15 protein-coding genes are annotated in these 15,327 nt (G+C 68.1%); 4 read left to right on the forward strand and 11 right to left on the reverse strand.

What is annotated here, in order from left to right; all coding sequences use genetic code 11:
• Nucleotides 1-5 precede the first annotated feature (5 nt).
• Both ACSC1S_RS02025 and ACSC1S_RS02030 read right to left on the reverse strand, forming a co-directional pair.
• Complete coding sequence (locus ACSC1S_RS02025) at nt 6-821, reverse strand: DUF4097 family beta strand repeat-containing protein (protein WP_435362941.1); 816 nt, start codon at nt 819-821, stop codon at nt 6-8.
• Between the two features lie 147 nt (nt 822-968).
• Nucleotides 969-1,622: a lactate utilization protein gene (locus tag ACSC1S_RS02030; RefSeq protein ID WP_435362942.1), complete on the reverse strand. Its 654-nt coding sequence runs from the start codon at nt 1,620-1,622 to the stop codon at nt 969-971.
• 188 nt (nt 1,623-1,810) lie between these two features.
• On the opposite strand from ACSC1S_RS02030, the gene ACSC1S_RS02035 reads away from it, so the two are divergent.
• On the forward strand, nt 1,811-3,289 hold the full coding sequence (locus ACSC1S_RS02035; protein WP_435362943.1) for an AMP phosphorylase: 1,479 nt from the start codon (nt 1,811-1,813) through the stop codon (nt 3,287-3,289).
• A gap of 78 nt (nt 3,290-3,367) precedes the next feature.
• Nucleotides 3,368-5,137 carry an alkaline phosphatase D family protein gene (locus tag ACSC1S_RS02040; RefSeq protein WP_435362944.1) on the forward strand — a complete coding sequence of 590 codons (1,770 nt, stop codon included), beginning with the start codon at nt 3,368-3,370 and terminating at the stop codon, nt 5,135-5,137.
• A gap of 6 nt (nt 5,138-5,143) precedes the next feature.
• Here ACSC1S_RS02040 and ACSC1S_RS02045 read toward each other — a convergent pair whose 3' ends face one another.
• From ACSC1S_RS02045 to ACSC1S_RS02055, 3 genes are all read right to left on the reverse strand, one after another.
• Nucleotides 5,144-5,479: a thioredoxin family protein gene (locus ACSC1S_RS02045; RefSeq protein WP_261650068.1), complete on the reverse strand. Its 336-nt coding sequence runs from the start codon at nt 5,477-5,479 to the stop codon at nt 5,144-5,146.
• Nucleotides 5,480-5,585: 106 nt separating this feature from the next.
• Entirely contained in the window at nt 5,586-6,545 is a 960-nt protein-coding gene (locus ACSC1S_RS02050) for a calcium/sodium antiporter (protein ID WP_435362945.1), read from the reverse strand.
• 30 nt (nt 6,546-6,575) lie between these two features.
• On the reverse strand, nt 6,576-7,601 hold the full coding sequence (locus ACSC1S_RS02055; protein ID WP_435362946.1) for an alpha/beta hydrolase: 1,026 nt from the start codon (nt 7,599-7,601) through the stop codon (nt 6,576-6,578).
• Nucleotides 7,602-7,712: 111 nt separating this feature from the next.
• Here ACSC1S_RS02055 and ACSC1S_RS02060 point away from each other — a divergent pair, with 111 nt between their 5' ends.
• Nucleotides 7,713-8,141, forward strand: a complete 429-nt coding sequence (locus ACSC1S_RS02060; protein ID WP_435317149.1) for a universal stress protein — start codon at nt 7,713-7,715, stop codon at nt 8,139-8,141.
• Nucleotides 8,142-8,144: 3 nt separating this feature from the next.
• Here ACSC1S_RS02060 and ACSC1S_RS02065 read toward each other — a convergent pair whose 3' ends face one another.
• Together ACSC1S_RS02065 and ACSC1S_RS02070 are read right to left on the reverse strand one after the other, a co-directional pair.
• The gene (locus ACSC1S_RS02065) at nt 8,145-9,206 is read right to left on the reverse strand and encodes a zinc-dependent alcohol dehydrogenase family protein (protein WP_435362947.1); all 1,062 of its coding nucleotides are present in this window, start codon (nt 9,204-9,206) and stop codon (nt 8,145-8,147) included.
• 62 nt (nt 9,207-9,268) lie between these two features.
• Nucleotides 9,269-10,162 carry a ribonucleotide-diphosphate reductase subunit beta gene (locus ACSC1S_RS02070; protein WP_435362948.1) on the reverse strand — a complete coding sequence of 298 codons (894 nt, stop codon included), beginning with the start codon at nt 10,160-10,162 and terminating at the stop codon, nt 9,269-9,271.
• Nucleotides 10,163-10,268: 106 nt separating this feature from the next.
• Between ACSC1S_RS02070 and ACSC1S_RS02075 the strand changes: the two genes are divergently transcribed.
• On the forward strand, nt 10,269-12,014 hold the full coding sequence (locus ACSC1S_RS02075) for a MutS-related protein (RefSeq protein ID WP_435362949.1): 1,746 nt from the start codon (nt 10,269-10,271) through the stop codon (nt 12,012-12,014).
• Here ACSC1S_RS02075 and ACSC1S_RS02080 read toward each other — a convergent pair.
• From ACSC1S_RS02080 to ACSC1S_RS02095, 4 genes are all read right to left on the reverse strand, one after another.
• Nucleotides 12,011-12,247: a DUF8132 family protein gene (locus ACSC1S_RS02080; RefSeq protein ID WP_435317153.1), complete on the reverse strand. Its 237-nt coding sequence runs from the start codon at nt 12,245-12,247 to the stop codon at nt 12,011-12,013. The two genes, ACSC1S_RS02075 and ACSC1S_RS02080, sit on opposite strands and share 4 nt — an antisense overlap.
• Nucleotides 12,248-12,404: 157 nt before the next feature.
• Nucleotides 12,405-12,875, reverse strand: a complete 471-nt coding sequence (locus tag ACSC1S_RS02085; RefSeq protein WP_435317154.1) for an Hsp20/alpha crystallin family protein — start codon at nt 12,873-12,875, stop codon at nt 12,405-12,407.
• A 222-nt stretch (nt 12,876-13,097) separates the two neighbouring features.
• Entirely contained in the window at nt 13,098-13,880 is a 783-nt protein-coding gene (locus tag ACSC1S_RS02090) for an Hsp20/alpha crystallin family protein (RefSeq protein WP_435362950.1), read from the reverse strand.
• Nucleotides 13,881-14,103: 223 nt separating this feature from the next.
• Nucleotides 14,104-15,312 (reverse strand): Hsp20/alpha crystallin family protein, encoded by a 1,209-nt coding sequence (locus tag ACSC1S_RS02095; protein WP_435362951.1) that lies wholly within the window; start codon nt 15,310-15,312, stop codon nt 14,104-14,106.
• Between the last annotated feature and the right edge of the window lie 15 nt (nt 15,313-15,327).

Genomic DNA, 15,327 nt, shown 5'->3' on the forward strand with positions numbered 1-15,327 from the left:
CGGACTCAGGCACGGGTCACGGTGACCGACCCGTTCACCGCCGACGCTTCTATCTCGTAGCCGCCGCGGCCGTGGGTCGCGAGGAGCCGGCGGGACGACTGGCTCGCGACCTCGAGCTCGCAGTCCTCGACCGAGACACGGCCGACCAGTGTCTCCGCCAGCACGTCGGCGTCGAGGCCGGCCGCGAGTCGTATCGTCAGCGACCCGTTCGGCGAACTCACCTCGGCGTTCCGACGCAGGGACCGGACCTCGACGTCGACCGACCCGTTCGCCGTCTCGGCCGCGTCGATGCCGGTGCAGCCACGGGCCTCGACGCTCCCGTTGGCGGCGTGGAGCGAGACGAACCCGTCCACGTCGATGGCGTCGATGGAACCGTTGGCCACCTCGGCCCGGGTGTCGCCCGAGACGCCGTCGAGCGTCACGCTGCCGTTCACGACTTCGACGTGGTCGACCGCGACGCCCGCCGGGACGGCGATGTCGAGGTCGGCCTTCGCCCGGACGGTCCGGACGCCCTCGCGGTCCTCGGGCTCGACGACGACGTGGAGCGTTCCATCACGCACGTCGCAGGTGACGAGCAACCGGGCGAGATGCGTCGGGTCGGCTTTCGTCCGCTTGGTCGCCGTGACCGACACGGTGTCGTCGTCCGTTCGGCGGGCCGTCACGTCCCCGGTGAGGCTGTCGACGGACAGGCGGTCGAGGGTGCTCGCGTCGAAGGTCTCCTCGACGAGTTCGGTCTTCTCTGGGCCGGTCCCGAGCGTCGCCTGCTCGACGAAACCGTCGATGAGGCTGCCGAGGAAGCCGCGGTTGGAATCTGTCGTCATACCCGGTGAGACGACAGGAAACAGGATATAGGCTCGCTGAAACGGAGTTCTGTCCGAAATCTTAGAATACTGTGATGGCGGCGCGTCGGCCAGTCGAAAAACGGGTGTCGTGGGGCGGTTCGCGGCCGTGGCAGACCAGTCGGTAGCTCAGTAGCCGAGGTTGTCGCGAACGAGCACGAGCGTCGTCCGGCCCTCCTCGGTCTCGTGGCGGTAGACGAGCTGCTTCGCGATGACGCTCTCCATCCCGTAGGCCTCCTGGGCACGGGCGTTCTCCAGCTCGTAGGCGAACTCCTCGATGCGGTCGAAGGCGGCGTCGAGGTCGTCGGTGATCTTGTTCACGCCCGAGACGAGCACGAGGTGCTGGGCGGCGAAGGGGTACGCGCCGATACGGCTGCCGGAGGCGTCGGCGGCGACGAGCTCACCGCTCTGGGCGATGGCGTTGACGCTCCCGAGGAAGTAATCGGCGGTCTGGGCCTCGCGGCGGAACGTGTGGCGCTCGGCGTCGTCGTCGATGTTCCAGACCTGGCCCGCGAGGTTCTCCCAGTCGTGGTCGCCCTCGTTGAGGTACTCGACGAAGCCGATCTCTTCGAGGGTTGTGGAGTGCCCGTTCATCACGGACACGTCGTCGGGAATCTGGGCTGTGACAGCGTCGAGGGCTGCCTCGGCGTCGTCGACCACGACCACGTCGAACCCTCGGGATTCGAGGTTCTCGACGGTCTCGTCGATGGTCGCGTCGTCGGGGAACTGGTCGTACGATTCGTCGGCGGAGACGTCTTCGAGGTACTGCGATTTCTCTGACATAGATGTGACTCGTGAGGGGGATACACGCAGGGGTGTGGCCGTCGGACGGGCCGTGGTGCCCCTGGAACTGTCCTCGTTCTCAGTCTGGGACGGCACCATCATAAGCGCTCGCGGACGCCGGGTTAACCAGGTGACACTGGTGTCAGTGGCGGGCGAGCCTTTTCTCCCGTCCTCGCCTCAGAGTACGTATGCGACTCACCGCCACGGAGATAGACATCGGGACCCGGAACCCGACAGTCCTGCTCAACGGGGCGGACGCGGAGGAACTCGGCGTCCACGCGCTCGACCGCGTCCACCTGGCGTACGACGGCCGGACCACGGTCGGGCTGGTCGAGGTGACCGACCAGCTCGTCCCGCGGGGCACCATCGGCGTCACCGCGCGCCTCGCACACGTCACCGGTGAGGTCGAGGTGAGCGCCGCCCCGAGACCGAACGCGGTGGCGTACATCCGCAAGAAGCTGGACGACATCGAACTGGAACCCGCCGAGATAGCCGCCATTGTACGTGACATCGACGCGGACCGGCTGAGCGACGTGGAGCTCGGGGCGTACGCCACGGGCGTCTACACCAACGGGCTCTCGCGGGCGGAGACCACCGCACTCACCGAGGCGATGACCGAGGCGGGCGAGGTCATCGACTGGGGCGAGGAACCCATCGCCGACAAGCACTCCATCGGCGGGGTCGCGGGGAACCGGGTCACGCCGATAATCGTCGCCATCGTCGCCGCCGCGGGCGTGAAGATACCCAAGACCTCCTCGCGGGCGGTCACGTCCCCGGCAGGGACCGCCGACACGATGGCGGTGTTCTGCGACGTGGAGTTCACCCTCGACGAGGTGAAAGCCATCGTCGAGGAGACCAACGGCTGTTTCGTCTGGGGCGGTGGCGTGAACCTCTCGCCGGTCGACGACAAGATTATCCGCGCCGAGACGCCGCTGTCGCTCGACCCGCCGGGCCAGCTCATCGCCTCGGTGCTCTCGAAGAAGAAGAGTGCGGGCTCGACCCACGTGCTCATCGACCTGCCCTACGGCGAGGGGGCGAAGGTGGAGAGCCTGGCCGAGGCGCGCGAACTCGCGGAGGACTTCCGGGTCGTCGGCGAGCACCTTGGATTGACGATCGAATGCACCATCACGAAGGGTGAACAGCCGATCGGGCGGGGTATCGGCCCCGTCCTCGAAGCCCGCGACGTGCTCCAGGTGCTGCAGGGTGCGGGTCCGACCGAACTCCGGCTGAAGGCCCTCCGACTCGCCGACATCCTGCTGGAGTGCTGTTGCCTCGACGCGGATGCAGCCAGTCTCCTCGATTCCGGCGAGGCACTCGCCACCTTCCGGCGCATCATCGCCGCCCAGGACGGCGACCCCGAGGTGACGCTCGACGACCTCCAGCCCGGGACCGAGACCGAGGTCATCCGTGCGGAGCGCGACGGCCTCGTCACGCACGTGGACAACCGGCTCGTGAGCGACATCGCCCGCCGCGCCGGGGCCCCACGGGATACGGGTGCGGGGCTGTCGCTCCACCGCCGCGTGGACGAGGAGGTGACCGCTGGCGACCCGCTGTTCACCATCTACGCCGAGCAGTCGACGAAGCTGGCGGACGCGCTCGAACTCGCCCGGCGCGTCGAGGCGGTCCGGGTCCGTCCGGCGGAGGACGCGCTCGTCGAGCGGCTCTGACCGGCTGCTCGCCCGTGCTCTCCTCATCCCCGTGAGTGCTCGTCCGCGATTTACCCGACCAGTGCGTACTCACAGACGATGGCAGATATCCCGCGACGGGACCGCCGACCCACCGGGGTGTCGCGTCGTGCCGTGCTCAGGGCGGCGACGGCCACGAGCGGGGCGGCTGCCCTGGCGACACTCGTCCAGAGTGGGGCGGCTGCGACGCCCGTCGACCCGGAGCCGACGACGCGAGCCGACCGGGGCGACGTCTTCAGTGTCGACCGCGAGGGCGTCGAGGCGGTGTTCCCGCAGTCGGTCGCCAGCGGCGGCCCGACGCCGGGTGGCGTGCTCTGCTGGACGCGCATCGCCCCCGATGCCTACGACCCGGCGACCGACCTCGGCGTGGAGGTTGCGATGGACGACACGTTCACAGACGTGGTCTTCCGCGGGGTCGTCCCGGCCGAGGCGGTGAGTCCCGACGACGATTACTGCGTGACGGTCGACCTCGATGGCCTGCTGGCGGCGGACCGCCACTACTGCTTCCGGTTCGTCTACCGTGGAGACGCCAGTCGAGTCGGGCGCTGTCGGACGCTTCCGGCCCCGGACGCCTCGCCCGCCCGGCTCACCCTGGGTGTCGTCTCGTGCAACAACTACCGCCACGGCTACTTCGGGGCGCTCGCCCACGTCGCCTCGGAGGACCTGGACTACCTGCTCCACCTCGGCGATTTCATCTACGAATACGGTGGTGAGACCGACGTCCCCGGGCGCGACATCCAGTTGCCCAGCGGGCACGGCCTGGCGTGGACCCTCGCGGACTTCCGCCACCTCCACCGGACCTACCGGACCGACCCGTTCATGCAGCGGGCGCTGGAGCGCCACACCCTCCTGCACGTCTGGGACGACCACGAGATAGTCAACGACCGCTGGTGGAACGCCGAGACCGACGCGCCGGAGACGACGGACCACCCGATGGGTGGCGACCCCGAGTTCATGCGACAGCTGTCCGTCGCGGGCATCACGGCGATGACGGAGTACGTCCCGTCGCGAATCCTCCAGCCGGACGGTCGCCTCGCCACCGACCGGATTCACGACGAGGTTCGGCTGTACCGGTCGCTCCGCTTCGGCGACCTCGCGACCCTGTTCCTCACCGACGAGCGGCTGTACCGGTCACCGCCACCGGTCGAAGACACCGAGGACGGCCGACCCGACAGCTTGCGCCCGTGGGGAGCGGGAACCGCCGGCGACCCGACCCGGACGATGCTCGGGGCGGCCCAGCGCCGCTGGTTCGTCGACGGCGTGACCGGATCCGACGCGACGTGGAAACTCTGGGGGAACGAGGTGTTGCTGTCGCCGCTCTCGTTCGGGAAGTCCGGGTCCTCGCGACGCAACTACGACGCCTGGGACGGGTTCCGGTTCGAACGTCGCTACCTCCTGGGCGAGTTCGCCCGGGCTGGGGTGCGGAACCTCGTGACGCTCACCGGCGACATGCACTCCTATCTCGCGGGGTACCTGCTGGACACCTCCGACGGGGTCGACTCGCCGGCGGCCCTCCCACCGCCGGAAGAACGGGTCGGCGTCGAGTTCATGACGCCCGCGGTGTCGAGTGACAACCTCGCTGCGCTGGGTGCGATACCGGCGAGCCTGGGCGAACGGCTCGCCGACCACGTGGTCCGTGCCCAGAACCCGCACCTCGTCTGGTTCAACAGCAGCCGCTGGGGATACACCACACTGGAACTCACGCCCGAGGACTGCGTCTGGACCGCCTGGGGCGTGGATAGAACGGAGAACTCGGCCGACGCCGAGAAGACGCTGTTACGGCGGTTCCGCGTGCCGGAGGGACGGGTCGAACTGGAGCGACTCGACTGATTCGCCCTATTCGCCAGCGTTCGTCTCCACGAAGTCGACGACCTCGTCGGTCGGGACGAACCCGTCGGCGAGACTCGCGACCGGTTCGCCGTCGCGGAACAGGACGAGGGTCGGGACGCTCCGGATATCGAACTCGTCCATGAGCGAGAGGTCGTCGCCGGGGTTGACCATGGCGACGGTCGCGTCGGTGACGCGGGCGACGTTGCCGAGGATGGGCTCCATCGACTGGCACTTGCCACAGCCCTTCGTGTAGAACTCGACGAGGACGAGAGGCTCCGTCGAGACGAGGTCGTCGAGTTCGTCGCCGCCTGTCAGGCGAACCGGGCGCTGGTGTTGACTCATGTCCCCCGGTATGCCGCCGACGCTTTTAGGAGCACGGCTGGTTGGCGCGGCCTGCGCCAGACTGGCGAGTGTTCCCAGCCGACAGTGTGTCGGTCCGCGGGCTCACTCACCCGGCGAGGAACCCGACGATCCAGTTGACCGCCCCGACGCCGACGAGCAACCCGCCCTCCCAGCGGGCGAGTTCCTCCTCGGTCGTGAGCAGCGCGACGACGACGAGACAGAGCACGAGCAGTGCCATGCTGCTCGGGTAGGCCGCGGGGCCGACACTGAGGGGGGCGATGACGCTCGCGAGTCCGAGCACGCCGAGCAGGTTGAACACCGAACTCCCGATGAGGTTCCCGGCGGAGAGTCCGGCACTGCCCCGGCGCGCCGCGATGAGCGACGTGGCGAACTCGGGTGCGGAGGTCCCGGCGGCGACGACCGTCGCCCCGATGACCCAGTCCGAGATGCCCAGGTCTCTCGCGATATCGACGGCCCCGTCGACGAGCAGGTGGCCACCGATGACGACGACGGCGAGCCCGACGAGGAGCTTGGGGATGTCGAGGAGTTCGAACCCGCTCACGTCGGCGAGGTCGTCGTCCTCGCTGACCATCGCCGGCATCGACTCCCTCGAACTCATCGTCACCAGCAGCGAGAGGTACGCCAGCAGGCCCAGAAAGAGGATGCTCCCCTCGATGCGGTCGAGTTGCCCGTCGACGAGGAACGCCGTCGTCGCGATGACCGCCACCAGCAGCGCCGTCCCGTCGCGCTGGACGAGGTCGTACGACACCGGGAGCGCGCCCGCCAGGGCGACGCCGCCGAGGACGAACCCGAGGTTGAACACGTTCGAGCCGACGACGTTGGCGACGGAGACGTTCGCCTCTCCCGCGAGCGCGGCGTCGATCGTCACCACGAACTCGGGAGCGGAGGTGCCGAAGGCGACGACGGTCAGGCCGATGATGAGCGTCGGGATACCGAGCCGCCAGGCGATGCGGACCGCCGACTCGACGAGGACGACCGCGCCGAACCAGAGGCCCGCAGCGCCGGCGATGATGAACACCAGGTCCGTGAGGGTGGCGGAGACCATTCTGTGTCTGTCTCCACTCACGTCCGCGGGTTAACGCTTCTCGTCGCGGAGGGAGCCGCCGCGGCGATGTTCCCGGATGGCAGCGCCGATGTCGTCCCACGCGCTGGCCGCGGCAGGGACCGACTCGGCCAGCGAGAGGAACCCGTGGCACATCCCGGGGTGGTGCTGGTCGGCGACCGGCACGCCAGCGGCTGCAAGCGCCCGGGCGTACGCCCGCCCCTCGTCGCGGAGCGGGTCGACGCCCCCTGTGACGACCACTGCGGGCGGGAGGTCGCCGAGGTCGGTCGCGTCGAAGGGTGAGAGACCGGGCGGGAGGTCCGACCTGTCGAGCACGTCGGGGGTGCGCTCGCCGACCTGCTCGGCTGCTGTCGCTGCCGTCTCCTCGTCCGCCCCCAGGTACAGCGCCCAGAACCAGGCGAGGTCGCGCCGGGTCAGCAGGGGGCCGTCTGCGTGCTCGACGTGCGAGTCCCGGTCACAGGCCGGGTCGAGCATCGGGTAGAACAGCGCCTGGAAGGCGAGTTCGATGGTGGGCTCCGCCGGTGTGGCGTCCTCCTGGCGTCGGCGGGCCGCCCCGACGACGAGGCTCGCGCCCGCGCTCGATCCGGCCACGCCGAGCCGGGTCGGGTCGACACCGAGGTCGACCGCGTTCTCGAACACCCAGTCCAGCACCGCGTCCACGTCGTCGAGCGCGGCCGGGAACTGGTGTTCGGGCGCGAGTCGGTAGTCGACGCTCACCACGACGCTTCCGGTCTCCGTGGCGAGTCGCCGGGCGAGGTCCTCGGCGGAGTCCAGGGTCCCAAGCACGAAGCCGCCGCCGTGGGCGAACACGATGCCCGGGGCGGGTGTCGATACCGGTGCAGGGCGGTACACTCTGACGGGGACTTCGTGGTCGTCGACCGGGACCAGCAGGTCCTCCGAGTCGGTCTGGGGCCCCGCGTCGCTCCCGAACAGGTCGTCTTCGACACGCCTGGCCTCGTCGACGCCGAGTTCGTGCCACTCGGGGAGGGCACCCATGTCCTCGATGACGGCCGCGAGTGTCGGGTCGAGTGCGTCCACTGTCTGGCCGCAGAGACGTTCGACCCCGGCTTGAAAGCTAGTGTTCCGGCGTTCTCATCGGCTGGGAACCAGCAGATGGGTAGTCGGTCACGGCGCGCGTCTCTTCACACGATGTACGACGATATCCTCATCCCGACAGACGGCAAGGACGGTTCCACGGTCGCCATCCAACACGGTGTCGACCTCGCAGCACGCCACGACGCCCGGGTGCATGGGCTCTACGTCGTCGACGAAGACGTCTTCGAGCACTACGCCGCGATGGACGCCATCGAGAACGCGGAGGAAGCACTGGCCGACCTCGGCGAGGACGCCCTCTACCAGCTCGCCGCGGCGGCCGACCGCGAGAACCTCGACGTGGAGACGGTCGAGGTCCGGGGCAAGCCCCACGAGGCGATCCTCGACTACGCGACCGACCACGACATCGACTGCATCGTCATGGGCGAAGGCCAACACACCGAGGAGTACCGCCGGCTGCTCGGCTCCTGTACGGAGCGCGTGGTGCGACTCAGCGACGTGCCGGTGCTCGTCGTGAAGGCCTGACCGTCAGAACTCGCTGACGACGGGAATCCCGACTGTGTCGTAGCTGTCCATCTTCTGGAGTGTCTCGGGCACCTCGTCCAGCGAGAGCTCCTCGCTGACGATGCGCCCCGGCTCTAACTTCCCTGCGGCGACCATGCGGAATATCTCGCCGTAGTCGGTGGGCGGCATGCCGAAGGAAGCGAGGAAGTCGACCTCCTGCATCACCATCGCGTCCGAGGGAATCGACAGCTGGCCCTGCTCGTTTCCAGTGGTCAGGCCGATCTGGACGTGCTGGCCGCGCCGCCCCAGCGAGCCGATGGCGTTCTGGCACGTCTCGGGGATGCCGAGCGCGTCGATGGAGACGTCACAGCCACCGTCGGCGAGCGCCTTCACGTCGCCCGCCACCCGGTCCGACTCGGCCGCGTTCAGGGTCTCTGACGCGCCCAACTCACGGGCCGCCTCGAGCTTGTCCTCACGGATGTCGACGGCGACGACGTTCGCGCCCAGCGCGTCGGCGATGTGGACCGCGGAGAGGCCGACCCCGCCACAGCCATGGACCGCAACCCAGTCGCCGGGGGCGAGGTCGGCGCGGTGGGCCAGCCCGTGGAACGCGGTCATGAACCGGCAGCCGAGGCCGGCCATGTCGACGAAGTCCACGTCGTCGGGCAGTCTCGCGAGGTTCACGTCCGCCTTCCGGACCGGGAAGGCCTCGGCGAACGCGCCCGGAGCGACGCCGGTGAACCCGAGGGGCAAGACGGTCTCGCAGACGTTGGCGTGGCCGGTCCGGCACTGGTGACAGGTGCCGTCGGCGAGGTGGAACGGGACCGCGACACGATCGCCCTCGCGGAAGTTCTCCACGTCCGCGCCGACCTCGGCGACGACGCCCGCGGGTTCGTGCCCGAGGACCTGTCCGGTGGGGGCCTGCGCACCGACCCAGCCCCAGTCGCCCTGCCAGGCGTGCCAGTCGCTCCGGCAGACGCCACAGGCCTTCGTCTCGACGACCACCTGGTCGGGCGTCGGTTCCGGATAGTCGACCTCCTGTATCTCCAGGGGTTCGCCGTACTCGGTGAGGACTGCTGCTCGCATGTGGAACCATGTCACACGGTGGTGGCAAGAACCCACGGCCTGACGACCACGACTATCACTGGTTACTCGTCGATGCGGACCAGTTCGGACACGTCCGGAATCTCTGCTGCATCGTCCGTTATCTGGCTCATCCGTTCCGAGTGCTTCTCGGCGGCGTAGGCCGCCAGTCCGCTGGGACCGACACCGGGGCCGTCCTCCCTCGCCGCACCCGAGACCACCTGCTGGGTGAGCATCGCGAGTTCGGTGGTCAGGTCGTAGAGGTCCTGCGGGTCCACCTCGTCGGCCGCCACGAGTTCTTTGAGTTTCGCCATCCCGAAGCCGACGTGGCGGCCCTCGTCGGAGCGTATCTTCGAGAACCCCGCGACCAGTCCCGGCAACTCGGGGACGCCCGGCGTCGTCCCGTCGAAGGAGTTCTGGACGCCGTAGTAGCCGGTCTGGGCGAGGATGCCCTCGATGGTCAGGTGGTAGTGGCAGTACGCCTCGGCACGGGTCCGGGGGGTGTCTTCGTCGAGCAAGCGGTGCATCGCCCGGTCGTTGCGCTCGAACAGTTCGACGTAGGCGTCGTTGTACCAGTCGGGGTCGCGGGGGTCCGAGCGAGCCTGCCCGCGGCGGGCTTCCTCGGGGTGGACGACCTCGGTCCAGTACCGGTGGAAGAAGTCGGCGTGCTTGGCCTCCTCGTAGAGCTGTGTCGTCACGAACAGCTGGTCGTTCACGTCCGAAAGCACCACCCCGAGCGGTGAGAGGTCTTCAGTCACGGCCTCCTCGCCCGCCCCGAACAGCGCCAGCGTCCCGCGCAACTGGGTGAACGTCGCGTCGTCGAGTTGCTGGATGTTCTCGGTGTCGGGGGAGAGGTCGATGTCGCCAGGGTCCCAGTGTCGCTCGACCGCGTTGCGGTAGTACCGGTACGAGCGACTGTCGGGGTCGATGTGGCCGTCCGGACCGAACGCCGTGGTCATGGTTGCGGCTTCGCGGGCCACAGAAAAAATCTTGCCGCCGTTTGGAGTGGTCCAGGTGCAGGGAACATCCGCGCCCTTCATTGCGGACCGGTCCGTGGCGGCGCACATGCGACTGGACGACTACTGGGGTGTTGGGCCGAAGACCCGGGAGCTGCTCGCCGACGAACTCGGCGAGGAGCGGGCGATCCGGGCCATCGAATCGGCCGACGTGCGGACGCTCACGCAGGCGGGGCTCTCGCGCGGGCGGGCCACTCGAATCCTCCGGCGGGCGACCGGTGGGGCCGGGATGGACGTACTCGCGACGAGCGACGCGCGCTCGGTCTACAAGGACCTCATCGACCTGGCGAGCAAGCACGCCGTCACCGAGGGTGCGGCCGACAGCATCCGCGTGCTGACGCCGCTGGCCTCGCAGGAGGCGATGGAGTCCCGACTGGAAGACGTGACGACCGCGCAGGCGTCGTGGGAGCGCATCGCCGAGGCCGACCGGGAGGCCGTCCTCGCGGCGTTCGAGCGCTACGACGAGGCCGGTGGCGGGGAGAAACCCGCGGTCGAGGCCGCGATGGCGCTGCTCGACGCGGGCGTCACCGACGGGGTGTTCGAGCCCCTCGCGGCCCTCGACCGCGAGGCGCTGGCGGACGCGAAGGAGGCACTCGGCGCGCTCACGGACGGGCGGGTCGCCGCGGGCGCGGACGACCGACTCGACCGGCTCCGGGACGCCCAGGCCGTGGTCGACACGATGGAGGCCAACGCGGAATCGGTCATCCAGCGGGTCCGAGACGGCGGCGCGCGCACGACCGACGAGTTCAGCGAGGCGTTCGTCGACCACGTCCGGGAGGAGGCCCAGGTCGACCCCGAGCGGGTCCGCGACGCGGTGCCCGAGGACGCCCGGGACGTGACCGACTTCGTGAGCAGCACCCTGCGCAACCTCTCCTCGTCGCTGCGCGAGGCCGCCGACGAGCGCGAGCGCGAGGTCCGGGTCGACCTCCAGCACGCCATCAGCGACGCCCGCGACGACGTGGACCGGGCGGTCGCGGCGGTCGACGACATCGCGCTCGACCTCTCGCTGGCGCGGTTCGCGACCGAGTTCGACCTCGTGAAGCCCACGTTCGTCGAGGGCGAGGCCGCGGTCGCCATCGAGGGCGCGCGCAACCTCGACCTCGTGGGCCGCGGCGAGGACGTCCAACCCATCCGGTACGCGCTCGGGCCACACTCGCTCGGGTCGCCGCCGGCCGACCAGCGCGTCGCGGTCGTCACCGGGGCGAACTCCGGTGGGAAGACGACGCTGCTCGAGACCGTCTGCCAGGTCGTCCTGCTGGCGCACATGGGCCTGCCCGTCCCGGCCGAGCGCGCCGAGGTCGCGCTGTTCGACGACGTAGTGTTCCACCGCCGCCACGCCAGCTTCAACGCGGGCGTGCTCGAATCGACGCTCAAATCGGTCGTGCCGCCGCTGACCGGCGACGGCCGGACGCTGATGCTCGTCGACGAGTTCGAGGCCATCACGGAGCCGGGCAGTGCCGCCGACTTACTCCACGGGCTGGTCACGCTGACGGTCGACCGGGACGCCCTGGGTGCGTTCGTCACCCACCTCGCGGACGACCTCGAACCGCTCCCGCCCGAGGCCCGGGTCGACGGCATCTTCGCCGAGGGCCTGACCGCGGACCTCGAACTCGAGGTCGACTACCAGCCACGCTTTGGCGAGCTTGGCAAGTCCACGCCGGAGTTCATCGTCTCTCGACTGGTCGCGAACGCCAAGGACAGAGTCGAACGCACCGGGTTCGAGACGCTGGCCGCCGCTGTGGGGGACGAGTTAGTGCAGAAAACGCTGGCTGACGCCGAGTGGGCGCAGGATTAGACCTTCTTGTTGCTCGGAATCACGCGTTCGTCCTGTCCGGCCGCCGCGATGCGCCCGCTGAGGCCCCAGCCGAACAGCAGGATGCCGGCGATGAACACGCCGGTCGCGACCAGGATGTACTGCAGCGACGGTGTCGCGTAGCCGAAGAACGGTCCCTTCGCGACGTACCAGCCGGAGCTAACTGTCACGAGCAGTCCCACCAATTCGAGGATAGTCCCCAGTATCCTTCCCATGCAACAGTGTTCAAACGGCCATAAGGTTAAAGTTACTTGAAAAACTCGTCGCGGGGGATAATGAAAATTAAATTGAATAGTTACGAAAACGAACGGTTATTTCAACGGCGCATGCACGTGGACACGTCGTCAGACGCGTCGGTCGCGGCGACTCGACTTACTGGATGTCGATGTTGCGGCCCGATTCCTCGTCCATCTGCGCGAAGGGCATGTGGACCTCGAGGACACCGTTGCGGTACGATGCGGTGATCTCGTCGGCGAGGATCTCACGGGGGATGCGGACGGACTCGCTCACACGGCGCGAGCGGCGCATCCAGACGTTCTCGGCGGACTCGTCCTCTTCGCGCTCGGCGGTGATGCGGAGCATGCCGTCGTCGTAGGTGCACGAGATGTCGGCCTTCTCGAAGCCGGGGATGTCCATGACGAAGACGTACATCGTGTCCTCCTCGGTGAGCATCATGCCGGACTGCTCGAAGCTGCGGCCGCCGAAGCTGGGTCGGCTCATGAAGTCACCGCGTCGGGACTCGAGTTCGGGTGTCATACCGGCCCAGTTGCGGCGCATCTGGTCGAACATGCGGTCCATCTGGTCGAACATCGAGTTCATGTCGTCGAATCTCTTGAAGCTCATAGTACTCATCAGCACGTACTACTCATAAGGATATAAACATATGTGGATAGTTGTTAGCACGCTCCTCTCCGCTACAAATCCAGAGAACTAGAAATTCGTGACTGTGAGGGCATGTATCTGGGTGGTGAGTGGTAGACGCTCGTGACCTGCCGCATCTGTCGCGAACTGTGACGAAATCTCAGAAAAATGGCATCGGTCGGCCGGGTGTGGCCACGGCCGCCTTCAGTCGCGGATGGTGATGGACTGGCCCGCGCGACCCTCGCTCCCGGCGACGGGCATGCGGACCTCGAGGATGCCCCGGCGGTAGGAGGCCGTGATATCGTCGACCGTGACCGGGCGCGCCAGCGGGACGCGCTCGTTCACGCGGCGCGGGCGACGCATCCAGACGTTCTCGGCGTCCTCGCTCGCCTCGCGGTAGGCGTCGATGTAGAAGACGCCGTCCTCGTAGGTGCACTCGATGTCCGAGCGCTCGAAGCCGGGCAGCTCGCAGATGCAGACGAACTCGCCGTCGACTTCGCGAAGCTCGTAGCGACGACCCGAGTCAACGGGGTAGCCCGCGTACTCACCGCGCTCACCGCGACCCCGGCCGTCGTAACGGTCGTCGTACCGCCCTTCGGGACGGTAGTCCGGGGCGTCGCGGCCGTAGTCGAACCCGCCGAAGCCCGGCCGGAACCGGAACGCCGGTGCCGGGCCGAACGGGGAGAACCCGCCTCGAGCGCCACCCGGGTACTCGCCGTCGTAGCCCTCACGACCGCGGTAGTCGTCGCCTCGGCGATACTCCTCACCACCCCGTCGCGGGTACGACGCGTCGCGTCGGCGGTCGTCCCACTCCTCGAAGAATCGCGGCACCTCACCTCGTCGCTCCCCGGTCGGGCCGGCCTCGCCCAGCATCCAGGGCGCGTTGGCCCGCATCACGTCGTACGTCCGTCCCATCTGGTCGTAGAACCGGTTCAGCTGGTCGTACATGTACTCCATGTCGGTGGGGTTGTAGGTCGCCATGTCCATGCAGAACTTCAAAACCTAAGCGTATAGTTACAACCGTTGACTACACAAACCGTTGTAAACGGGCCAGGAAAGGAAGATAGGGGGAGGGCCAGACAATAATATTGTATTGTTGTCTTATCTGTTCTGCCCCCTGATTGCCGAACATGTTACTATTCTAAAACACGGTGGCGACCGCTCGCCGGTGGTGGGTCTCACAAAAATATCGTGTCCAGTCGGACGGGACTCAGTCGCGGATGGTGATGATCCGGGCGCTGGTGCGGTCGCGGCTGGCGACGGGCATGCGGACCTCGAGGATGCCCTTGCGGTACGACGCGGTGAAGCCCTCGACGTCGACGGGGCGCGGGACCGGAATGCGCTCGCTCACGCGGCGGGACCGACGCATCCAGACGTTGTCGGCATCGCGGCGACCCTCGCGGGCAGCGTCGATGTAGAAGACACCGTCCTCGTAGGTGCATTCGATGTCTGACCGCTCGAAGCCGGGCAGCTCACAGATGCAGACGAACTCGCCGTCGACCTCGCGGAGCTCGTAGCGGCGGCCCATCTCGGCGGGGAAGTCGCCCTCGGCCATCATCTCACGGCCGCGCGGGTACTCGGCTTCGGGGCGGTAGTCGGCCTCATCACGGCGGTAGTCGCCGCGGAACTCGCTGCGGCGGCCGCGGTAGTCGCTGCGGTAGTCGCCACGGGGGGAGTACTCGCTGTACGGGTAGCTCATGCCCCGGAACCCGTCGCGCGGGTAGGCGTAGTCGCCGCGGGGGTAGTACTCACCGCGGTAGTCGCCACGGGAGTAGTCCATGCCACGGTAGTCGGCGCGCGGGTAGTCCATGCCACGGTAGTCGGCGCGGTAGTCGCTGCGGTAGTCGGCGCGCGGGTAGTCCATGCCACGGTAGTCGCTGCGGTAGTCGGCGCGCGGGTAGTCCATGCCACGGTACTCACTGCGGTAGTCGCCGCGCGGGTAGTAGTCCATGCCACGGTAGTCGCCACGGTAGTCGCTGCGGTAGTCGCTGCGGTAGTCGTCGCCGCGGAACTCGCTGCGGCGGCCTCGCGGGTAGTAGTCCATGCCTCGGTAGTCGGCGCGGTACTCGCCGCGCGGGTAGTCCATGCCACGGTACTCGCCGCGCGGGTAGTCCATGCCACGGTAGTCGGCGCGTGGGTAGTACTCGCTACGTGCTCCGTACCGGTAGTCACCGCGTTCGGACTCGTATCCTGGGCGTGAGCCCTCGTAGGATCGTCGCGGATAGGACTCGCCCGTCCGTCGGCTGTCCCACTCCTCGAAGAAGCGGGGCATGTCGTCGGCCCGTCGGCGGTCACCGGCGGGGGCGTAGTCGCGGCCGTAGTCGGCACGCATCGTGTCGTATGTGCGGTCCATTCGGTCGCTGAAGCGGTTCATCTGGTTGTACATGAAGTCCATGTCGGACGGAGTGTAGGTCGCCATGGGTACCCAAACGTA

The sequence above is a fragment of the Haloarchaeobius pelagicus genome (assembly GCF_051207375.1).
Classification (GTDB): Archaea; Halobacteriota; Halobacteria; order Halobacteriales; family Natrialbaceae; genus Haloarchaeobius.